This is a genomic window from Lentzea aerocolonigenes (assembly GCF_000974445.1).
Classification (GTDB): domain Bacteria; phylum Actinomycetota; class Actinomycetes; order Mycobacteriales; family Pseudonocardiaceae; genus Lentzea; species Lentzea aerocolonigenes.
Genome location: NZ_BBOJ01000002.1, coordinates 366,174 through 386,330, shown reverse-complemented (window position 1 = coordinate 386,330; position 20,157 = coordinate 366,174). Strand labels below are relative to the sequence as shown.

Here is a 20,157-nt window from a genome sequence, read left to right as displayed (position 1 = left end):
CTCGTTCGGTCACGATGTCGTCACGCGGGCCCGATGTATCCGGAAGGCGGTGGCGGCGCACTCGTCAGCACCTACGACAGTGAGGAGCCCGCCGTGACGACCGAAGAGACAGCAGCCGCCTACGACGGCAACGTGCTCGTCCCCGGCCACGGCCACCCGTGGTTTCCCTGGTACTGCCCGAAACCGACCGTGCGGATCCTCTGCTACACCGACCATCCGCAGGTGAACTTCGAGCTCGCCTCGGACTTCGGTGTGCGGGAGATGAGGGATCTGATCGTCTCGCACAACCCGTTTCACGCGACCTTCGACATCGACGTGCTGGACCGCCACGCGGGCGGACACGCGAAGAACCTGCTCACCACCGACCTGCTCATGAACTACGACCAGGTGTGGTTCTTCGGCGTCGAGCAGTGCAACCGCGGCCCGGCACCGCGCAACGAGCTCACCGACGACGAGGTCGCGGCCCTGGACGACTGGATGGGTACATCGGCTCAGGGCGGCGTGCTGATCACCGGCGACCACGCCAACCCGCGGCCGGTAGACGCCACCGACGCGGGCCTCGACCCGCTGCTCAACCTGGGCAGGGCACTCGGCCACCGGGTGCCGCGCGCGGGCCGGCTGCGCCGCTGGGAGGGCCTGCCGAGCGCGGACCCGTCGACGGACCCCAGGTTCACGCACAACACGCAGGTGCCGGACGGTCTCGGCACGCCGCTGGACAACCTGACGCTGCAGGACGACGCGTTCCCGCAACGGCTTCGGCTCACCCCGTACCCGGTCGGCCGGCCGTGGCCGTGGCTGCCCGTCCGCTACCGCCCGCACCCGTTGTTCTGCGGCCGGTCCGGCCCGATCGAGGTGTTCCCCGACCACATGCACGAAGGCGCGCTCGCGTTCCCCGCCACGTACCCGGAAGACGAATGGCCGTCCGGCCCGCACGGCCAGCCCCTGCCCGAGGTCGTCGCCTTCGGCACGGACAAGCGGTTCGCGCGCACCTACGAACTCGTCAGCGCCTACGACGGCACGCCGGCCTCCGTCGGCCGGATCGTCGCGGACACGACGTGGCACCACTACTTCAACGTGAACCTCCGCGGCTTCTCCGCCGGACCGGTGCGCGACGCCATCGCGGACTTCTACGTGAACCTCGCCGTGTGGCTGTCCCCGCCCGCACTGCGGCACCGCATGCGGTGCTGGTTCTGGTGGAACCTCGCGACCCACCCGGCCGTGCAGATGGTCAAGGGCCACCACGTCGGAGTGCTGGGCCGGACCGCGGTCGACGTGCTCGGCGGCCGCGCCGGTCAGTGCCTGCTGGCCGAGCTCACCTGGCCGTTCCACGTGCCCGTCGAGCACCGGGTCAAGATGCCGTGGCCGCCGGACGAGGTGGTGATCGGTGGCGTGGTCAAGCACTACCACGAGACCTTGGACCGTGCGCTCGGCGGCGACCGCGACCTGCCGGACATCAACGCGTTGGTGGACAACGGTGTTCAGCTCGCGGTGGACGAGCACACGGCCCAGTTGCGGGAGTTCGCCGCAGCCGCGGACGAACTGCCGGGGCTCGTTGACGAACTGCGCCGCTCGGAACCCGCGAGCGACCACGTTCGGGTCACCTGAGTGTTGGTCGATCAGCTGCTCGCGTCCACACAGCGATCGACCTCCTGCTTCCCGAACGAGTGCAGCAGCGAAAGGTAGAACAGTTCATCAGCCATTGGGGCTGGAGTGCTCAGGACTGGTACAGGCGTGATCCCGCTCCGGCACTCGATCTGGGCCGCCCGGCAGGACGGCCCAGATCGAGTGCCCGTGAGATCCCTAGAAGTCCATCACTCCGGAGTGAGTCACGTAGTTCCGGCCGCCCTTGAAGACCCGCACGACGAACTTCGTGCCGTCCTTCACGTCGGTCGCGATGTTCACCCACGCCCCACTCGCCGGTACGGGGGTCGTGTAGTTGCAGTTCGGCCAGTACTTGATGAAGACGACGCACGCGCTGTAGCTCGTGCCGCTGGTCGACCTCAGGTTGATGTCGTTGCACTGCGAGGTCGTCGTGTACGTGCCCAGGTCGACGGACCCCTCGGTCTCGAAGTAGTTGCTGAACGACGCGGAGTAGGGCGCTGCCCGGCACCCGGCGGCCGCGTTGATCGGCCCGTCCGCGGACGCCTGTGCCGTGCCGGCCGCTCCGAAGGTGGCGAGGAGTGCGAACGCGAGCAGGATCCTGGTCAGTGTCGTGCGCATGTGGATTCCTCCCGATTCCCTTGCGATGACGCACGAAGACTGCCGAGAGCCGGTTTCGCGGCGGTTTCACGGAGGATGCCGGGCCACGGTCAGGAACGCCGGTTCTCCTTGCGCCGGACGAACTTCAGGCCCGACCAGTCGTCACCGAGGGCGGCGACCTTCACGTCGACGACGCCGAGCGGGAGGAACAGCTCGCGCAGGGCGTTCTCGGTGATGTCGCTGCGGTGCCCCGCCGCGCGGCGGGGCCAGGCGATCCAGAGCATCGCGTGATCGGCCAGGTCGTCCACCAGGCCGGGGGCGTCACCGGCCAGCTCGGCGAACGACCTGTGGAAGGCGAGGGTGACATCGCTGTGTTCCGCCCCGCTGGTGCCGTCGGACACCCGGCAGGTGTCGGGCACGTCCGGCACCTCCCACCGGCTGGGCCGGTGAACGAACCGGACGTGGTCACCCGGCTTGATCCCGATCTTCTTGACGAGAGGCACACCCGAGTACCCTCCCGCGCCGCCGGGGCTCGTCACGACCGGATGAGGGCGTCCGCGGCCTGAGCCGTGGTCACCCACCCGTTGCCAGTGGGTGGCGCCACCGCGTTCGCCGGGTGCTCTGCTCGATCGTCCATCTCATGCCCCTCCGGAAGCCTGGTGTCCTGCACGGGAGTGCCCGTCGGCCGCGACCGTTCGAGGCTACGACGTCGGATGTCACTTCGTGGCGTGCGGATGCAGGTGCACCAGCAGAACGGCGTCGAGCAACCGGAACCAGTCCGCCTCGGCGAGGTCGCGGCCGGCGAGTGCGGCGAGCGCGGCCAGCAGACGCCCCGCGAGTTCCGCGGGCTGCTCGCCCGTTGCCCCCGCGATGGTCCGCACGTCCTTCCGGAAGCGGGCGCCGCGACTCAGTCGTACCAGCGATGGGGGCATCGCGGCCGGTTGAGTTGTCGGTCCGCCTTCCGGCTCGACACGCAACACGAACACGGCTCCGAGCGCGTCCGCGAGCCTGTTGACCGCGTCCACGGTCGGGTTGCCGCGCCCGTTCTCCAGGTTCGCGACGTACGGCACCGACAGGCCGGCCTCGGTCGCCACGGAGAGCAACGTGCGCCCGCTCGCGGCCCGCAGCGCTCGCAACTGCTGCCCGAGCTCCTGGTTGCCCATGTCGACCCACCTGTCTTGACAGAACATTCCAGCCGCTGACTATTCTATCAGAATAACCCTGGGGGTGGTGTTGTGCTTGAGGCTCTGCGGATTCGCGACTTCCGGCTGCTCTGGTTCGCGCGGCTGATCAGCCTGCTCGGATCGTGGCTGCTCGTGGTCGCCGTTCCGGCGCACGTTCTGCAGTTGACCGGTTCGCTCGCGGCCACCGGTCTGACGCTCGCCGCGGAGTTCCTGCCGCCGGTCCTGCTCGGGCCGATCGCGGGCGTGCTCGCCGACCGCTGGGACCGGCGCAAGCTGATGATCGCGACGGACGTGCTGCGAGCGGTCGCCGTCGCCCTGCTGCTGCTCGTGCGTGATCCCGGTGACGTGTGGCTGGTCTACCTGGCTTTGGTGGCGGAGAGCGTGGGCACTGTGCTCTTCCGTCCGGCCGCACAGGCGCACACCCCGGTGGTCGTCGGTACCGGGCCGTCCCTCACCAGCGCGAACTCGCTCAACGCGGTCACCGACGGCACCGTGCGCCTCGTGGGCGCACCAGTCGGAGGTGCCCTGCTCGGGATCGCGGGGTTCGGTGCGCTGGTGTGGATCGATCTCGCGACCTACCTGGTGTCCGTGCTCGCGATCATGATGACCGCCCGGCTGGGCGGCGCCGGTGCGCGCGAGGAGGGAAGCGCCGGCCGGTTCTTCGCCCAGCTTCGTGAAGGCATCGCTTTCCTCCGCGCTGAACGACCCGCCGCCTGGCTGCTGGTGGTGATCACGGTGTTCCTCGCCGCGAACGCGTCGTTGTCCGCCCTGCTCGTGCCGTTCGGTGTGCGAGTACTGGGCGGCAGCACGCAAACCGGACTGGTGATGTCCGCTCTGGGTGCCGGTTTTCTGATCGGGGCACCACTGATCCGGCGCCTGGTCGACCGGACGCCGCCTGCTCACCTGCTGGGCGGCGCACTGGTGGCGACGGGGGTGGCGTTCGTGCTGCTCTTCCTCTCCCGGTCACTCGTGGGCGCGTTGCCCGCCGCGGTGCTGATCGGTGTCTTCGGTTCGGCGGCACTGGTCACCACGCAGACCGCGTTGCAACGCGTCACACCGAACGCTGTTCTGGGCAGGGTCAGCTCGGTGCAGTTCACCGGTGAAGCCGTCGCGACGTTCCTCGGTGCGATCGCCGGCCCGGCGATCGCACAAGCGGCATCACTGGACTTCGCCGCCTACCTGGCGTGCGGCGTGACCGTCCTCAGTGGACTGATGGCGGTGGCGCTCCTGCCGAGGACGCGTGTCCTGGCAGCACCGCTGTGACCGCGGCATTTCCGTGCGTGGAGAGAGCGCGGTTCAGCCAGGACAACAGGTCGGTGACGACCTCTTGTGCGTTGGTTTCGTTGAACAGTTCGTGGCGGGCTTCGGGGTAGGCGCGGTAGGTGATGTCCTGGAGTCCGGCGGCGCGGTAGCGCTCGACCAGCAGGTCGCTGAGTGCTAGGCCCGCGTTGAGCGGGTCGTGGTCTCCGACCAGGACGCAGACGGGCAGTTCTGCCGGGATCCCGCGGGGCTGGGCGAGCGATGCCGAGGCCGCGCCGATGTCGGCCATGCCCTGGGCGTCGAGACTGAAGCCGCACAAGGGGTCGGTGAGGTAGGCGTCGACGGCCCCGGTGTCGCGGCTGAGCCAGTCGAACGGTGTGCGGGTGGGGTGGAACGCCTGGTTGAGGGCCAGCAGCGGGTCGGCTCCCGCGGCGGCGGCTTGTGCTTGTGCGGCGAGCATCTGGTCGACCGCGGTGGTGCCGGCGAGGGCGAGGGCGTCGATGAGGTGGGCGTGGTCGAGGACGTACTGCTGTGCGGCGAACGAGCCGAGGCTGTGTCCGAGCAGCACCAGGGGAAGGCCGGGGTGGCGCTCGTGGATGGTCTCGGAGAGGGTGACCAGGTCGGCGACGAGCCGGTTCCAGCCGTCGTGACCGAGGTGGCCGGGGGCGGCGTGCCTGCTGAGGCCGTGTCCGCGGTGGTCGCCCGCGTAGACGGCGAAGCCCTGGGCGGTGAGCGCCGCCGCGAGCGGGGCGTAGCGGCCGGCGTGTTCTCCCATGCCGTGGGCGATCTGGACGACGGCGCGGGGAGGGGTGTCGGGCATCCACTCGTGGACGTGGATCTCGACACCGTCTTCGCTGTCGAAGGTGAACATCGAACTCCTCAGGTGCGGCGGGTTCACGCGGGTTGCTCGCCGAGGTAGCCGGCGATGATCCTGGACTGGTCGGCTCGCAGTTCCCGGGCTGTGGCGTGAGTGGTGATCTCGCCGTGGGAGAGGACGTAGCCGCGGTCGGCGATGTCGAGGGCGAGGCCGACGTGTTGTTCCACGAGCAGCACTCCGCAGCCGGTGTCGTCCGCGTACCGCCGGATGATCGGCAGCAGTTCCTCGACGATGATCGGTGCCAGGCCGAGGCTCAGTTCGTCCAGCAGGAGCAGCTCGGGGCCACGTGCCAGTGCGCGTCCCAGGGCGAGCATCTGCTGTTCGCCACCGGAGAGCAGGCCGGCCTTGCGGTCGGAGATGCGGGCCAGGGCGGGGAAGTAGCGGTGGGCGGCCGCGGTGTCGAGGCGTTCGCGCCGGTGACCGAGGCGCAGGTGTTCGGCCACGGTGAGGCCGGAGAAGATGCCTCGTCCTTCCGGCACGTGGGCGATGCCGAGGCGGGCACGGGCCGCGGCCGGGACCTTGCCGAGGTCCGCACCGGCGAACGTGATCGTGCCGGCGGAGGGGCGCAGCAGCGCGGAGACGGCTTTGAGCGTCGTGGTCTTCCCCGCACCGTTGGCGCCGAGCAGAGCGACCACCTCTCCGGGGCCCACCCGCAGGTCGACCTCGCGGACGACCGCGGCTCCGTCGTATCCGGCGGTGAGTCCGCGGACTTCCAGGACTGGGGTGCTCATGGTGTCTCCGGTGTGCCGGTGGTCGCGGATGCCCCGAGGTAGGCGGCGATGACGGCGGGGTCGGTGCGAACCCGTGCCGGCGGCCCGGAAGCGATCACTCTGCCGAACTCCAGGACGACGACGTGGTCGCAGATGCCCATCACGAGGCTCATGTCGTGGTCGATGAGGAGCAGCGCGGTGCCGGCGTCGGCGACCGCGCGCAGTCTGCGGCCGAGTTCGGCGCTCTCGGCGGTGTCCAGCCCCGCCGCGGGTTCGTCGAGGCAGATCACCAGGGGCCGGGCGGCCAGGGCCCGCGCCACACCGACGAGTTTGCGCTGTCCTTGGGACAGTTCGTGGGCCGAGGCGTCGGCCAGGTCCTGCAGGCCCAGGACGGCGAGGGCTTCCGCGACAGCGGGGTTCGCCGGCGTGCGGCGGCCGAGGGTCTCGCCGAGGGCGGTCCACCACGACGGGCGGTCGGCCGTCACCAGGAGGTTCTCCGAGACGGTGAGGTCGTCGAAGAGCTCGCTGCTCTGGAAGGTGCGGGCGAGTCCTCGACGGGCTCGCGTGTGGGGTGGTCGGCCGGTCAGGTCCCTGCCGTCCAGCTCCACCCGGCCCCTGGCGGGGACGAGACCGGTGACGGCGTCCACGAACGTCGTCTTGCCGGCGCCGTTGGGGCCGATGAGCCCGACGAGTTGGCCCGCCCGCACTTCGAGGGAGACGTCGCTGAGGGCGTGGACGCCGCCGTAGCTGACGCTCACCGACTGGACCGAGAGCACGCTCACGACGTGACCTCCTTGACTTCGACGGGGGTGAAGCCGCGGAAGACCTCCGGGGACTTCGCTTTCTTCGCCGTCTTCCTGCGGTGCGCGGCACCCGCGATGCCGTCGGGGTTGGCGATCAGCGTCACGACCAGGGACACGCCACCGAAGAGGAGAGCCCAGGTTCCCTTGATGCCGAACCACTTCTCCAACGCGTGCGGCAGCAGCGCCCCTGTCGACATCAGTCCCGCGGCCAGAGCCCCGGACACCCTTGTGATACCGCCGATGTAGGCGAACCCGATGAGACCGAGAGCCGCGAGTGCGGTGAACCGGGCGGCGCTGACCGAACCGAAGTTGTAGCCGTACAGGGTGCCGGCGGCGCTGGCGATGAAGGAGCTGATGGCGAAGGCCGTGATCTTCACGGCACGCACGTCGATCCCCGCCGCCGCGGCAGCGCGCTCGTTGGAGCGCACGGCGAGCATCTGCCGTCCGAGCCCGGTGCGCCGGAGGTGGGCGACGTACAGCCCGAGCGCGACCGTGACGGCCAGGACGAGGAAACCGAACAGGGGACTGGGTTCGTTGCCGTCCAGGCCGCGGAAGTCCGCTTTGGGCCCCAGATCGATCCCGAACAGGGTGGGCGGGGGCACCGTCACCCCGGCCGTTCCGCCGAACGAGGTGTTGTTGAACAGTGCCTGTTCCACGGCGAGGGCCGCGGCCAGGGTGACGACGGCGAGGCTCACTCCTCGCACCCGCAGCGCGGAAACGCCCGCGGCCACTCCGAGCAGCGTGGCCACCAGGACAGCGCCCAGGGCGCTGAACGGGAACGGGACGCCCCACCGGACCGCGAGGTGGGAGAGGACGAAGCCCGCGGTGCCGGACAGCGCCAGCTGCATCACCGAGATCTGTCCGACGTAGCCGGTGATGACGACGTAGGACAGGACGATGACCATGCCGATCATGGAGTTCGTCAGGGCCTGGCGGAAGTCGAACGGCAGCACGATCAGAGCCACCACCGCGACGGCTGCGGCCACCAGGGCCGGCCGCAGCAGCCGGTCGGGCAGGGGAACCGCGGGCAGCCGTTGTTCGACCGCTTCGCCGCGGCGCGGCAGACCCGCGCCCCGGACGTACAGGGCGACGACCATCAGGGCGAAGACGAGCAGCTGCTGGAGGCCGGGCATGGCGTTGCCGTTGTCGGTCGGGAACCAGCTCTGCGTCGACAGGTAGTACAGGATCGACTGCGACACTCCGATGAGGACACCCGCGGTGCACGCGACCCCCAGCGACGTGAACCCGGCGAAGAGCGCTGCCGCCAGGGCGGGGACCACCTGCAACGGCAGCGTGATCGAGTCGACCTGGACGATGGGCGCCGCGAGGACCCCGAGCAGCCCGGCGACCAGGGCCGCCAGGAGGGTGTTGGCCAGTGAGACACCGTTGGGGGACAGGCCCGCCAGCAGTGCGGCCTGTTCGTTCTCCGACGCCGCCCTGGTGGCCAGGCCGAAGCGGCTCCACCGGTACACCGCGCCCAGGGCCAGTGCGATCGCGGCGACCAGTCCGGTGAGGACGAAGCGGTCGGACGGGATGGTGAGGCCCAGGAAAGTGATCGTGTCGGCGGGGAGGATGCTCGGCGCCTGCTGCGGCTGGGTGCCGAAGATCAGCAGCACGCCTGCCTGCATGGTGAGCAGGACGCCGAGCGACCCGGCGAGCTTGGCCAGCGGTGAGCTCGTGCGCAACGGTCGGAAGACCGCCACCTCGGTGAGCACCCCGACGGCGAGCGCCACCACGAGCGCCCCGGCCGCAGCTGGCCCGACGGGGAGCGTGAACCCGAAGAAACCCGTTGTGAGAGACCAGAAAGCGTAGGCGGAGGCCATGGCGACCGCACCCGTGGACAGGTTGATGATGCCCGAGCCGCGGTAGGTCACCACGACGCCGAGCGCGATACCGGCGATCAGCGCTCCCTGGCCGAGGCCGAGCACGGCGAAGAGCAGGATCTGTTCCATCACGACTCCAGTCATGAGTCCGCGCGGTCGGGGTGACTCATCGGGCGGGGCGGATCCAGTCGGTCAGCGGCTTGAACCCGCCTTTGCCCTCGTACTGGTAGAACCGCGACTGGTCGTTGCAGACGGCAGGGGCGTCCTGGTACTTGCCGCACTGGACCTCGGCGGCGCCCATGACGACCGGCCCGCTGAACTTCTTCAGTTCCTCCGTGACCGCCGCGGGAGTGATCTTGTCCGCGCCGACGGCGTTGAGCACCTTGGCGTAGGTCAGGATCGTGCTCCAGCCCAGCGGTGCGAAGACCTTGGACTGCGTGGCGTAGTCCAGTCCCGCCGGTGCCGAGGCCGTCAGGAACGCCTTGGAGTCGGCGGCCGAGGCGTCCATCGGCAGCGTCTGGGCGATGCCGTACGTCCAGGCGGGCAGGTCGCCTCCGAGTCCCTGGGCGACGTCCGGGGACAGGCAGAGCGGGGTGGACACCACCGGCTTGGAGACGTTGAGCTGCTTCAACGCCTTGGCGATCCCGACGCATCCGGAACCGAGGGAGATGGGCACGACGACATCCGCGGTCATCGCCCCGGCCGCGGTGACCGGGCCGATCAGATCGACGGCCTGCGCCTCGAACCCGACGGACTTCACGGTCAGGCCGGCGGCCTCGAGTCCCTTCACCGCCGCGCCGGAGGCGATCTTGTCGCCGGGAGTGTTGGTGTGGATCACCGCGGCGGACTTCGCCTTGAGCACGTCACGGGCGTACGTGCCCCAGGTGCCGAAGATGTGCGGCAGGTCGCCGAACGTGCTGAAGGTGTTCTTCGCCGTGGACATGGTCGGCCCCGTCGCCACCCCGACCAGCACCGGCTTCGTCCCCGCGACCACGGAGTTGAAGGAGGCGTCACCGAGGAAGAGGTTGCCGACCGCGATGGCGGAGACGTTCTTGTCGCCGAGCAGTTGCTGGCCGCACTTCTGCCCTTCCTCCTCGGCGGACGCGACGGTGCAGACGTTCAGCCGCAACGGATGTCCACCGATTCCGCCCAGCTTCTCGTTGACGTACTTCACGGCGGCCTGGGCGCCCTGGGTTGCTTCGGGGTTGCCCGCGGGGCCGCCTTCGACGTTCACCCAGCCCACGGTGACCGGCGCGAGCCCGGCATCGGCCGCGCCCTCCTTTCCCCCGACGTAGCTCAGGTAGTCGGTCACGACGGCGGCCGACGGGCGGGAGTCCGTTCCTGCGGACGAGGCGGTCTGCGAGGCACCGGCCGATCCCGGTGAGGTGGCGCCCGCGCCACCGCAGGCGGTGAGGGCGAGCAAGGGCGCCATGACGGCGCAGGCGAGGCCGATCGTCCGAGAGCGCGAGGGTGCGGGCATGCGAGATCCTCCTTGATCGGAAACGGGCACGGCGATGCCCGTCACGGCATGCGGAAGCGAACGCTGAAGCCAGAGGAAGGCAGGAGGGCGCGCCGGGGTGACCGGTGCCTCGGACCAACCGGAGACAGCCTGAAAGACCTGGTGAGAGTGCCTTCGGGCTTTCGTAACTTTCTTACGAACGAGGAATCTAGGTGTAGGCTTGCGTCGTGTCAACGCCTCGGTTCACACCGAATTAACGATCAAGGGGAGGCAGACCGCATGGCGGCGCAAACCGGGAACCGCAGGCTTCCCCGGCGTTCACTAGACGAGACCCGGTCCCTCATGCTGGAGGCGGCCACCAAGCTCGTCTGCGCCGGCACCTCCGACACGAGCGAGGAAGCCGTCTCCGCGGCCCTCGCCCACATCCGGGTCAAGCGGGTCACCGAGGAGGCCACCCGCATCATGCGGGAGCGACTGGGCGACGACACGGCACCGGCGATCACGACCGGATCGATCTACCAGATCTGGCCCGCGCAGTCCGACTTCCAGGCGGAGCTCCTCTTCCACCTCACCGGACGGCAGGCCGAACTCGTCCCGGACCTGCCCGAGAGCATCCGCCGTTTCCGGAAAGCCGTGGAGAGCGGCACGCCCTGGCAGGAAGCGCTCAACGACGTCCTCACGGACAACCACGAGAACCACCGGGTCGACCCGATCTACCGCGTGCTGCTCGGCTTCTACGCCAGCGCGGCCAACCCGCGCGTCCGCGACGCACTGGGCCACTACGGCCAGTCGTTCACCAAGGTCGCCTGCGAGGCGTACCAGGCGCTGCTCGACGCCTACGGCCTGCGCATGCGCGCGCCCTACGAAGTCGAACACCTCGCCACCACCATCGCGGCGCTGCTCGACGGCTTCCACATGCGGTGGATCGCCGGACACCCCAACCTCGAAGATCCGCAGGGGGAGGACGGCTGGTCCCTCGCAACCAGGGCCGCCGTGATGGTGTTCGACCAGTTCACCGAAGAGGACAGCGAGCCGCAGCCGGGCTGATCACCTCGACCCCGTGGAACGCGCGGGCGCGGCGTGCGGTGATCATCGCAGAGGTTTCACGGTGAGCCGGAGAGCGCGTCGGCCAGCGCCTTGGCCTGGCGTTGCCAGAACGTCCGGGAGATCGCGGCCTTGCGGAACGTCACGTCGAAGCCGTGGAAGGCGCCGGGAACGACGTGGAGTTCGCAGGGGACGCCACTGTCGTTGAGCCGGCGGGCGTAGTCGACGTCCTCGTCGTGGAACAGGTCGAGGGTGCCGACGCCGATCCAGGCGGGTGGCAGGCCGGACAGGTCCTCGCGACGGGCGGCGGCCGCGTACGGGGAGACGTCAGGGCCCGCCGCGGCGGCACCGAGGTAGGCCGACCAGCCGTAACGGTTGCTTTTGGCGGTCCACAAGCGAAGGTTTCGGGTGTCGATGTCCGTCCGTGTGGTCGTGCGGTCGTCGAGCATCGGGTAGACGAGCAGTTGGAACACGGGCCGGATCTCGGCGCGGTCGTGGGCGAGCAGTGCGAGGGCCGCGGTGATGCCGCCACCGGCGCTCGCCCCGCCGATGGCGATGCGGCCGATGTCGATGTTCAGCTCGTCCGCGTGTGCGACCAGGCCGCGCAGCGCGGCGTAGGCGTCCTCGACCGCGGCCGGTGCGGGGCTGCCCGGGGCGAGGCGGTAGCGCACGGCGGCGACGGTGATGCCGAGGTGGCGGGCGAAGGCGATGTTCGTCGGGTCGTCCTGCTCGGGCGCGCCGAAGATCAACCCGCCGCCGTGCGTCCAGAGCAGCGCGGGAGCCGGCGCCCGCAACCCGGCCGGCTGGAACACGCGCAGCGACACCGCCGGCGCGCCCGCCGGTCCCGGCACGACCAGTTCTCTGACCGTGACGTCCGGTCCGGGATCGACCGGGCGCGGTTTCGCCCTGCTCATGAGGCGCGCCAGCCGGGGACCGCAGGACAGCGGGGGGATGAAGCGGGCCAGCGCGAGATCGGGGTGGAAGGCGTTCATGGATTCCTCTTGCTCTGTCCATTGTGGAACACGGGCTGCGGGCGACCGTGCATCACCAGGTGACGGGCCGCTCGTTCGCCGGCTTCCCGATGCCCGGACGCATCGCGTTGACCCGCACTCCCTCCAGCAGATCTTGCACTCAGCTGCAAGTTTCCTCGGGGCACGCCAGCACGAAATTGCAGTCGACTGCATGATTGCTAGAATGCTGGAGTGGTAGCCGGAACCGGGCGCCGACTGCGTGCTGACGCGGCGCGCAACGCCGAACGCATCGTGCGCACCGCGCGCGCCGTGTTCGCCGAACTCGGCCCGGACGCGCAGCTGGAGGAGATCGCCCGTCGCGCCGACGTGCGGATCAGGACGCTGTACAACCACTTCCCCCACAAAGCCGACCTGGTCCAGGCGGCCATCGACCAGAGCATCGCCGAGCACCTCACGCCCGCGGTCGAACGGGCGCTCGCCAACGACGATCCGCTGAACGGTCTCGTCAGCCTGATCGAGGCCGCGGTGAGTCTGGCGGCGAGCGAACTCAACGTCCTGGCCGCCGCCCGGGCCACCGGGATCCTGGGCCCGGAGACCTACCCCCCGTTCGGGAACTCGCTCACGCTGCTCGCCCGGCGCGCACAGGAGGCGGGCCGGCTCCGCGCCGACCTCGTCCCGGACGACCTGTCCCGGCTCACGGCAATGCTGATCAGCACGCTGTGGACCATGGATCCCGCCACCGGCGGCTGGCGCCGCTACCTCGCGCTCCTGCTCGAAGGCCTGACGCCTGCCACGGCGAAAACCCTGCCGCCGCCGGCCGCCCTGACAACGGAACAGCGGACGGGCAGCTGGCCCTTCTGACTTTTCCAGAACCAGCTCGCCCACCGCAGGCCAGGCGCCCGTTGTCGATCATCGCGGCGCGAGCCAGGACCGGAGGAGGCCGGTCGCGCTCCCGTGCGTCCGGCCTCCATCCCCCCGGCCCGTGATCCACTTGTGGCCGGTGCCCACTGTCGTCGTCGGAAAGCCGCCGTGGTGTCAGGTGAACGCCTGACAGCCGGGTGCCCGTTTCGCCCGAACCGGACACCTCGGCCGGCGGTCGCTGGCAAGATCGGCAAGGGGGTGCGGCGGCGGTGGGCGGTGAAGTGGCGGTGGCCGGGGAAGCGACTCGGCTGCTGGAGAGGTTCGGTGGGCGGTGCGCGGCCGTCGTGCGGGTCGCCACGCTGCCGCCCGTCATCGCGGTGGGCCTGCTCAGGGCCTATCCGGAGCGGCTGTGGCCGACGTTGCTCGTTGTCGTCGTCGCGGCGGCCTGGACCTGTGGTTGCGCGTGGCGGCTGAGCCGGGAACGCGCACGCCCGCCCGTGACCGTTGACGCCGCCGTGCTGCTGGCCGTGTGCCTGGTCGCCCTCTGGTCCGGCGCCGTCGACGGCACCAACACCGGCTGGCTCCGGCTGCTGGTGACCTTCGCGTGCGTGACCTGGCAGTGGCACACCCCGCCACTGGCCGGCGCGGTGGCCGCACTGGTGACGGGCGGCGGGATGCTGGTCACCATCGACGTCGCGGGGCCGGACGTGCACGCCGGGCAGATCTGGGTGCTGGCCATGGCCGCCCTGTCGAGGGCGGTCTGGGTGCTCGTCACGCGTGCCGCGCAACGCGCCGACCGGATGGCAGCCGAAGCCGAGGAGGTCCGCCGCGCGTCGGCGGTGGCCGCGGCCGTGCGCGACGAGGAGCGCGAACTCGCCAACGCGTTGCACGACACCGCCGCCACGACGCTGCTGATGGTCGGCACCGGACAGGTGCGGGCCGGCACGACCTGGCTGGCCGCCCAGGCCGGACGCGACCTCGCCCGGCTGCGGTCCCGCGGCGGCGCCTCGCCTGCCGCGGCCGACCTGGTCGGCCTGCTGCGCGACGACGTCGACTCGACCCACCTGACCGTCGACCTCGACGCCGGGGAACACCTGGTGCTGCCGTTCGACGTGGCGAGCGCGATCGCCGGAGCGGCGCGGGAAGCCCTCAACAACGTGCGCCGTCACGCGGGCACGGACCGTGCGACGGTCCGGGTGCACGGTGACGCGCGGGAGCTGTGCGTCGAGATCGTCGACACCGGTCGCGGCTTCTCCGCCGAGGCGGGACCGGCCCGGCGCGGGCTGCGGGAGTCCGTGCACGGCCGGATGAACCGCGTCGGCGGCACGGCGACGATCACGTCCTCGGAGGGGACGGGCACGACGGTGCGGCTGGAGTGGCGGGCAGAGCGTGGCTGAGGACCAGACCAGGGCGCAGTTGCAGCGCGGCCTGCGGGTCGCCGTGCTGCTCGTGGCCGCAGGCTCGGCGCTGGGGCTCGGGCTGCTCAACCTGACGCAGAACCTGCACCGCTACGGCTCGCCCGCGGTCCAGTTCTGCGCGTACGGGGCGCTGACCGCTGTGCTCGCCGTCGAAGCGGTGCTGGTCGTCCGCGAACGTCCGTGGAGCGTCTGGCGGACACCGGCGATCGTCGTCGTGCTCGCCGCCAGTGCCGCGTCCTACTGCGCGTTGCCCGACGGCCGCACCTCGACCACCACGGACTGGATCTTCGGCGCGGCGAACTGGGTCGGTCTGGTCGTCCTCCTCGACCGTCCACTTCGGACCACGGTGTCGTTCCTCGTCGCCCACGAGCTGCTCGCGTTCCTGAACCTGCTGCTGTTCCACGACGTGACGCGCTCGTCGCTAGCGCGGTTCGCCACCGGTTCGGTCACGGTGTTCGGCATCCCGCTGTGCGTCGCCGTGGTGGCCGTCGTGCTGGGACGGATCGGCGAGGAGGCCGCGGCGGCCGCGCGGGAGCTCGAACGGGTCAGGACGGCGGAGGCCGTGGCGGCGGCGTCGCACCGCCGGCGTGCGCAGCGGTTCGCCGAACTGTCGGCCACGGCGGTGCCGCTGCTCGAAGGCCTGGCCGACGGTTCGCTCGTGCCGTCGGACCCCGGCGTGCGCTGCCGGGCCGCCATCGAGGCGGCCAGGATGCGGCGGCTGTTCGCCGAGACCGACGACGTGGAAAACCCTTTGCTGCACGAGCTTCGCCACTGCGCGGACATCGCCGACCGCAAGGGCGTGGAGGTGGAGCTGGACGCGCGCGGCCGGTGGCCGGTGCCACCCGTGCCCGTCCGGCGCGATCTCACCGACGCGGCGCTCACGGTGCTCGCGACCGCGGGCTCGTGGGCCAGGGTCACCGTGGTTGGCGGCGACGATTTGGTGTCGGTGAGCGTGGTCGCCGACTGCGGGGAACTGGCCCTGCCACCACCCCGGACGCCCGGCGTTCAGGTCGAGACGGTGGGCAGTGGCGCGACGACGTGGATGGAGGCCCGATGGCAGCCGAGCCCGAACTGATCACCGCGGTGATCGTGGACGATCACGTCGCGATCGCCGCGGGTGTGCGGTACTGGTGCGAGCAGGCGGACCCGCCGATTCACCTGATCGACGCGGGTGCCCGGCTCGCGGAGGTGTGGACCGGCCCCGGTGCCGAGGCCGACGTGGTGGTCTTCGACCTGGAACTGGTGCCGGGACAGCCGCAGTTCGGTGAGCTCCGCAGGCTGGTGGACAGCGGACGGCGCGTGGTCGTCTACTCCCAGCACGCCGATGACGCCACCGCGATCAAGTGCATCGACCTCGGCGCGCTCGCGTACCTGACCAAACGCGAAGGGCCCGACCACCTGGTGCCCGCCCTGCGCACGGCCGCACGCGGAATGCCTTACACAGCGCCATCTCTGTCCGGTGCGATCGTCGCCGACGACACGCCCGACCGGCCGCGGCTGTCCCCGCGCGAGATCGAGGTGCTGCGGTCCTGGTTCGCCTCGTCGTCGAAGGAGCTGGTGGCGGCGAAACTGCACATCGGCGTCAAGACCGTCGACACGCACATCACGCGCGTGCGCATCAAGTACGCCAACGCCGGACGTGCCGCCTCCACGAAGAGCGAGCTCGTGTCCCGTGCGCTCGACGACGGTCTCATCACGCTGGCCGAGCTCAACGAGCGCTGATCTTGTAGGGCGTTCACCGGACACCACCCGTCGCACGCCGTTCCTATCGTTGTGGCAGAGCGGGAAAACGCTCTCACACCACGAAGGGGGACGAGTTGTGAAGGGAATTCCGCGCAGGAGCGCGATCGGGTTGGCCGCGGTGGCGGTGGGAGCGCTCTCGTTCGCCGCTCCGGCGTCGGCGGAGGCGGACCTGGGACCGTGCGCCCAGATGACGCTGGTGAAGCGGGCGGGCCACAACATCCACGTGCCGACCTTCAAGGGCAGCAGCCTGTGCCAGCTGGGCCGCGACTTCCCGGCACCCGTGAAGGTCGTCCACCTGTTCCAGGTCGGCCTGAAGACCTGCTACGGGCACCTCGACCTGGCCTCGCCCTACTCGGACGAGAAGATCGCGAACCTCGACGCGGACGGGTCCTTCGGCCCGCGCACCGAGGCCGCGCTGAAGTCCGCGCAACGGCACGCGGGTGCCGGCGTCGACGGCATCTACGGCCCGAACACCCGTGACCACATCAGGTTCCCCTCCCCGGACAACCGCTGCTACGCGTACTGACCAGAAAGGACTCCTGATGAAGTCGAGTTTCGGGCCGCTGCGCCGAGCAGGGCTGGGCATCGCCGCCGTCGCACTGGCGGTGAGCGGGATGGCCGTGTCGACCGGGTCGGCGTCGGCCGCGACACCGCTGTGCCAGAAGGTGATCACCTATGTGAACGCGGCGGGGAACCGCATCGTGGTGCCCGCCACCAACACGGGTTCCACCACCTGCAACATCGGTCGTGACCTGGTCGCGAACACCGCCGTCGTGGCCGGCCTGCAGCGCGGGCTGATCCAGTGCTATCCCGGAGTCCGCCTGGCCGCGCCGTACGGCAACGAGTTCGTTCGCGACCTCGACCGGGACGGCAGCTTCGGCCCGCGCACGGAAGCCGCGGTGAAGGGCGTGCAGGACTACGTCCGGTCCGCGCCTGACGGGATCTACGGGCCCCACACGCGCGACCGGATGAAGTTCCCCAGCGGCACCACCTGCAAGCCGTACCGGGTCTGACCCGGCCGGCGGCCCGTCGCACGCGACCGCGCGGCGGGCCGTTCGCCGTGCTCGCGCGCTGTCCCCGGCTCGGCCAGGCCGCCAGGTTCACGCCGGTCGGGGACATCGCGATCCCCGACCGGCGGAAGCTCAGCCGGTGAGGCTCTGCGGCTCCGGAGCGACGTCGTACGACCGGAGACCCAGTCCGATCGGCAGCTCCTCCCGCTGTTTGACGTCGAGTTTGCGGAACACCTTGGTCAGGTGCTGTTCGACGGTGCTCTGCGTGACGAAGAGCTGCTCGGCGATCTCCCGGTTGGTGTGGCCGCGCGCCGCGAGCACGGCCACGCGCCGTTCGGCGTTGGTCAGTGCCGCGATTCGTTCGGTGACCGGCTCGGGTGTCGCTTCCGAGTCCTGGGCCGGCGCGGGCAGGGGAGCGCCGCACTGCTTCGCCACGGAGTGCGCCAGCTGGGTTTGCAGGCGGGCCCTGCGGGACTCGCCGAGACGGCCGTGGGCCGTGCCCAGGTCGTGCATCGCACGGGCGAACTCGAGGCGGTCGCCGCTGCCGCTCAGCAGTTCCACGGCCTTGACGAGGTGTTGCCGGCGTTCGGTCAGGTCCTCGCTCGCGGCGAGCAGGCGCAGTGTCGCTCCGCGGGCGCGGGGGTAGGCGTCGGACACGAGGTCGAGCTGCTCCTTCAGCAGGCGCTTCGCCTCCGCCTCGTTGCCCAGGCGCAGCAACGCTTCCGCCGCGCCGGCGCGCCACGGTGCCAGCGTCGGCATGTCCAGCTTCCAGCTGCGCATCAGGTCTCCGCAGTGGCGGAAGTCGTCGAGCGCGGCCTTCGGGGACTGCATCGCCAGGTGGTACTGGCCGCGGGCGTAGAGGTAGGTGAGGCCGTGCCTGCTCTGCAGCAACGTGATCGGGATCGGCACGTCGGCCAGCTCCGCCGCCTCCTCCAGCCTGCCCAGTGCCAGTTGCGTCAACATCAGGCAGGACAGGGGAAAGGCGATGGCCACTCCCCAGCTGCTGCGGGGCAGCTCGGTCATGGCCGACTTCGCGAGACGTTCCGCGGTGGTCAGGTCGCCGCTGCGCAGCGCGATCTCCGCGCGGATCGCCAGCAGCGTCGCCCGCCACGTCGCGACGTGGTCGTGCGTTGCGACCTCCAGCAGCTGGTCGCAGCGCAACGCCGCTTCGGTGAGCTGGTCCGCGTACATCAGGGCCAGCAGGGACAGGCGTGCGGTCTCGAACGTCAGCTCGTCCGGCGGGCAGCTGCGGAGGATGTGCTTGGCCGCGATGATCGTCGTGTGGTCCGCCTTGTTGGCGAGCAGGTCCGCCAAGCCCTTGGCCGCCGTCAGCTGCAGGTCCAGGGTGCTCAGCGAGTGCTCGTCGTCGTTGTCCTGCGGGGCGGGCAGCAGCGGGGCCAGCGGGGGATAGGTGTGGGTCAGGGACAGGCGCAACGCGCGGAGGCCGGGCGAGTCGTGACCGCGCAGCTTGGTGATCGCCTCCGCGGCCTTGCTGACCCTGCCGTGCCACAGCAGGTGCTTGATCAGCGCCATGATGTGGTCCGGCTCCAGGCGACCGGCGCGCAGCGCGGCCATCATCCCCGGCACGTGCAGGTCGGCCCTGGACGGGTCCGTCCGCCAGGCGACCTCCAGCATGAGCACCTTGCAGGTGGCTCGCTGGCGCTCGTCCTTGCTCGACCAGACGGCCAGTTCCAGGCTGCGCTCGGCGAACTCGACGTCCTGGCCCGTCGCGGCGTGGTGTGCCGCGGTCTGCAGCACGTCGATGGCCCACGAGTGCGGTGCCGTGCCCGCCGCGATGAGGTGTTCCGCCTGCGCTCTGGCCGGGGCGCCGTCGTCGTGCAGCAGCTCGGCCGCGCGCAGGTGCAACGCGGCGCGCTCGTCCGCGGGCATGTGGTCGAGCACCGCGGTGCGGGCACGGACCTGCCGGAACCGGCCGCCGTTCAGCAGGCCTGCCGAGGTGAGGCAGGTGAGGGCCCGGTCGACGGCGGTCGGTTCCACGTCGAGCAGGCGGGCCAGCAGGGCGGGCGAGCTGGTGTAGCCGAGCACGGCCACGCCGCGGGCCAGCCTGATCATGTCTTCGGACGTGCGGTGCAACGCGCCCAGGACGGCGCGGGCGTACTGGGCGCCGAAGACCGGCTGGGCGCTCGCGACGCTGTCCTCGATCACGGCCCGCACCAGCAGGGGGTTGCCTGCGGTGGCCTGGTGCGTCGCCGCCGGGTCGAGGTCGTCGCCCAGCATCGCGCGGACGTCCTGTTCGGACAGCAGTCCCAGGCGGATCGTGCGGCTGTTCGGCTGGCGGAACAGCTCGTGGTGGAAGAACGGGTGGTTCGGCGGGGCCACGGTCGACTGGGCGACGATCAACGTGAAGCTCGCCGAGCGCAGCCTGCGGGCGGTCTGCAGCAGGCAGCGGGCCGAGCCGAAGTCGATGTGCTGGGCGTCGTCGATCACGACCACCAACGGGCCCTCGTCGGCCGCGGCGCGCACGACGGTGAAGAAGTCCTCGTGCACCCCTACGGCGTTCCGTTCGCCGTCCACCATCGTGGTTTCGGTGCATCTGCGCACCACGTCCGCTGTTTCGGCTGAAGGTCTCAGACAACGGAGCAGTTCGCGCAGCACCGTGTACTGCTGGTCTTGTTCCAGTTGTGAACACGTTGCGTTCAGCACTTGCACGTCGCCGGCGGAGACCTGTTCCATTGTCGTCTGCAACAGAGTTGTCTTACCACTGCCGACCGTTCCCTCCACGATGACCGTGGACGTCGGCCCGTGAGGGTCCATTGCGATGCAGGCCAGTGCGG

At 70.5% G+C, this 20,157-nt stretch carries 19 protein-coding genes; 9 read left to right on the top strand and 10 right to left on the bottom strand.

Annotation, left to right across the window (positions count from 1 at the left end):
- The first annotated feature begins 93 nt into the window (after positions 1–93).
- Positions 94–1,605, top strand: a complete 1,512-nt coding sequence (locus AOM45_RS05490) for a hypothetical protein (protein ID WP_236703162.1) — start codon at positions 94–96, stop codon at positions 1,603–1,605.
- 195 nt (positions 1,606–1,800) lie between these two features.
- Here AOM45_RS05490 and AOM45_RS05485 read toward each other — a convergent pair whose 3' ends face one another.
- The 3 genes from AOM45_RS05485 to AOM45_RS05475 form a co-directional block, all read right to left on the bottom strand.
- Positions 1,801–2,220 (bottom strand): hypothetical protein, encoded by a 420-nt coding sequence (locus AOM45_RS05485; protein WP_051784747.1) that lies wholly within the window; start codon positions 2,218–2,220, stop codon positions 1,801–1,803.
- An 89-nt stretch (positions 2,221–2,309) separates the two neighbouring features.
- Positions 2,310–2,702: a hypothetical protein gene (locus AOM45_RS05480; protein WP_201779893.1), complete on the bottom strand. Its 393-nt coding sequence runs from the start codon at positions 2,700–2,702 to the stop codon at positions 2,310–2,312.
- A gap of 213 nt (positions 2,703–2,915) precedes the next feature.
- Positions 2,916–3,362 carry a helix-turn-helix domain-containing protein gene (locus AOM45_RS05475; protein WP_035913840.1) on the bottom strand — a complete coding sequence of 149 codons (447 nt, stop codon included), beginning with the start codon at positions 3,360–3,362 and terminating at the stop codon, positions 2,916–2,918.
- A 72-nt stretch (positions 3,363–3,434) separates the two neighbouring features.
- On the opposite strand from AOM45_RS05475, the gene AOM45_RS05470 reads away from it, so the two are divergent.
- On the top strand, positions 3,435–4,646 hold the full coding sequence (locus AOM45_RS05470; protein WP_030473564.1) for an MFS transporter: 1,212 nt from the start codon (positions 3,435–3,437) through the stop codon (positions 4,644–4,646).
- Here the strand turns inward: AOM45_RS05470 and AOM45_RS05465 are convergent.
- From AOM45_RS05465 to AOM45_RS05445, 5 genes are read right to left on the bottom strand one after another with little or no spacing between them, the layout of a single operon-like run.
- Complete coding sequence (locus tag AOM45_RS05465; protein ID WP_081902792.1) at positions 4,585–5,514, bottom strand: alpha/beta hydrolase; 930 nt, start codon at positions 5,512–5,514, stop codon at positions 4,585–4,587. The two genes, AOM45_RS05470 and AOM45_RS05465, sit on opposite strands and share 62 nt — an antisense overlap.
- Before the next feature lie 23 nt (positions 5,515–5,537).
- Positions 5,538–6,251: an ABC transporter ATP-binding protein gene (locus AOM45_RS05460; RefSeq protein ID WP_030473566.1), complete on the bottom strand. Its 714-nt coding sequence runs from the start codon at positions 6,249–6,251 to the stop codon at positions 5,538–5,540.
- Positions 6,248–7,012: an ABC transporter ATP-binding protein gene (locus tag AOM45_RS05455; protein WP_035913843.1), complete on the bottom strand. Its 765-nt coding sequence runs from the start codon at positions 7,010–7,012 to the stop codon at positions 6,248–6,250. The genes AOM45_RS05460 and AOM45_RS05455 overlap by 4 nt, the downstream gene beginning before the upstream one ends.
- Entirely contained in the window at positions 7,009–8,985 is a 1,977-nt protein-coding gene (locus AOM45_RS05450; RefSeq protein WP_051784748.1) for an ABC transporter permease, read from the bottom strand. The genes AOM45_RS05455 and AOM45_RS05450 overlap by 4 nt, the downstream gene beginning before the upstream one ends.
- 37 nt (positions 8,986–9,022) lie before the next feature.
- Positions 9,023–10,336: an ABC transporter substrate-binding protein gene (locus AOM45_RS05445; RefSeq protein ID WP_030473569.1), complete on the bottom strand. Its 1,314-nt coding sequence runs from the start codon at positions 10,334–10,336 to the stop codon at positions 9,023–9,025.
- A 258-nt stretch (positions 10,337–10,594) separates the two neighbouring features.
- On the opposite strand from AOM45_RS05445, the gene AOM45_RS05440 reads away from it, so the two are divergent.
- A complete protein-coding gene (locus AOM45_RS05440; protein WP_030473570.1) occupies positions 10,595–11,362 on the top strand; it encodes a hypothetical protein in 768 nt (255 codons plus the stop codon).
- A 56-nt stretch (positions 11,363–11,418) separates the two neighbouring features.
- Here the strand turns inward: AOM45_RS05440 and AOM45_RS05435 are convergent, their stop codons facing one another.
- Positions 11,419–12,351, bottom strand: a complete 933-nt coding sequence (locus AOM45_RS05435; protein WP_030473571.1) for an alpha/beta hydrolase — start codon at positions 12,349–12,351, stop codon at positions 11,419–11,421.
- A gap of 210 nt (positions 12,352–12,561) precedes the next feature.
- On the opposite strand from AOM45_RS05435, the gene AOM45_RS05430 reads away from it, so the two are divergent.
- The 6 genes from AOM45_RS05430 to AOM45_RS05405 all read left to right on the top strand — a co-directional run bounded on the left by AOM45_RS05430 (position 12,562) and on the right by AOM45_RS05405 (position 17,365).
- A complete protein-coding gene (locus AOM45_RS05430; RefSeq protein WP_030473572.1) occupies positions 12,562–13,191 on the top strand; it encodes a TetR/AcrR family transcriptional regulator in 630 nt (209 codons plus the stop codon).
- 269 nt (positions 13,192–13,460) lie between these two features.
- On the top strand, positions 13,461–14,588 hold the full coding sequence (locus AOM45_RS05425) for a sensor histidine kinase (RefSeq protein ID WP_051784749.1): 1,128 nt from the start codon (positions 13,461–13,463) through the stop codon (positions 14,586–14,588).
- Entirely contained in the window at positions 14,581–15,684 is a 1,104-nt protein-coding gene (locus AOM45_RS05420; protein ID WP_051784750.1) for a hypothetical protein, read from the top strand. The genes AOM45_RS05425 and AOM45_RS05420 overlap by 8 nt, the downstream gene beginning before the upstream one ends.
- Positions 15,663–16,331, top strand: coding sequence for a response regulator (locus AOM45_RS05415; protein ID WP_030473575.1), 669 nt, complete (start codon positions 15,663–15,665; stop codon positions 16,329–16,331). The genes AOM45_RS05420 and AOM45_RS05415 overlap by 22 nt, the downstream gene beginning before the upstream one ends.
- Positions 16,332–16,428: 97 nt before the next feature.
- The gene (locus AOM45_RS05410) at positions 16,429–16,878 is read left to right on the top strand and encodes a peptidoglycan-binding domain-containing protein (protein WP_051784751.1); all 450 of its coding nucleotides are present in this window, start codon (positions 16,429–16,431) and stop codon (positions 16,876–16,878) included.
- Positions 16,879–16,894: 16 nt separating this feature from the next.
- The gene (locus AOM45_RS05405) at positions 16,895–17,365 is read left to right on the top strand and encodes a peptidoglycan-binding domain-containing protein (RefSeq protein WP_030473577.1); all 471 of its coding nucleotides are present in this window, start codon (positions 16,895–16,897) and stop codon (positions 17,363–17,365) included.
- Between the two features lie 129 nt (positions 17,366–17,494).
- Here the strand turns inward: AOM45_RS05405 and AOM45_RS05400 are convergent, their stop codons facing one another.
- Complete coding sequence (locus tag AOM45_RS05400; protein ID WP_162185774.1) at positions 17,495–20,137, bottom strand: helix-turn-helix transcriptional regulator; 2,643 nt, start codon at positions 20,135–20,137, stop codon at positions 17,495–17,497.
- Positions 20,138–20,157 lie beyond the last annotated feature (20 nt).

What these genes read in the sequence shown, in the direction of transcription:
- AOM45_RS05440 (WP_030473570.1), top strand. Translation starts at nt 10,595, where the DNA reads ATGGCGGCGCAAACCGGGAACCGCAGGCTTCCCCGGCGTTCACTAGAC.
- AOM45_RS05485 (WP_051784747.1), bottom strand. Translation starts at nt 2,220, where the DNA reads ATGCGCACGACACTGACCAGGATCCTGCTCGCGTTCGCACTCCTCGCC.
- AOM45_RS05415 (WP_030473575.1), top strand. Translation starts at nt 15,663, where the DNA reads ATGGCAGCCGAGCCCGAACTGATCACCGCGGTGATCGTGGACGATCAC.
- AOM45_RS05475 (WP_035913840.1), bottom strand. Translation starts at nt 3,362, where the DNA reads ATGGGCAACCAGGAGCTCGGGCAGCAGTTGCGAGCGCTGCGGGCCGCG.
- AOM45_RS05405 (WP_030473577.1), top strand. Translation starts at nt 16,895, where the DNA reads ATGAAGTCGAGTTTCGGGCCGCTGCGCCGAGCAGGGCTGGGCATCGCC.
- AOM45_RS05450 (WP_051784748.1), bottom strand. Translation starts at nt 8,985, where the DNA reads ATGGAACAGATCCTGCTCTTCGCCGTGCTCGGCCTCGGCCAGGGAGCG.
- AOM45_RS05445 (WP_030473569.1), bottom strand. Translation starts at nt 10,336, where the DNA reads ATGCCCGCACCCTCGCGCTCTCGGACGATCGGCCTCGCCTGCGCCGTC.
- AOM45_RS05465 (WP_081902792.1), bottom strand. Translation starts at nt 5,514, where the DNA reads ATGTTCACCTTCGACAGCGAAGACGGTGTCGAGATCCACGTCCACGAG.
- AOM45_RS05400 (WP_162185774.1), bottom strand. Translation starts at nt 20,137, where the DNA reads ATGGACCCTCACGGGCCGACGTCCACGGTCATCGTGGAGGGAACGGTC.
- AOM45_RS05435 (WP_030473571.1), bottom strand. Translation starts at nt 12,351, where the DNA reads ATGAACGCCTTCCACCCCGATCTCGCGCTGGCCCGCTTCATCCCCCCG.
- AOM45_RS05460 (WP_030473566.1), bottom strand. Translation starts at nt 6,251, where the DNA reads ATGAGCACCCCAGTCCTGGAAGTCCGCGGACTCACCGCCGGATACGAC.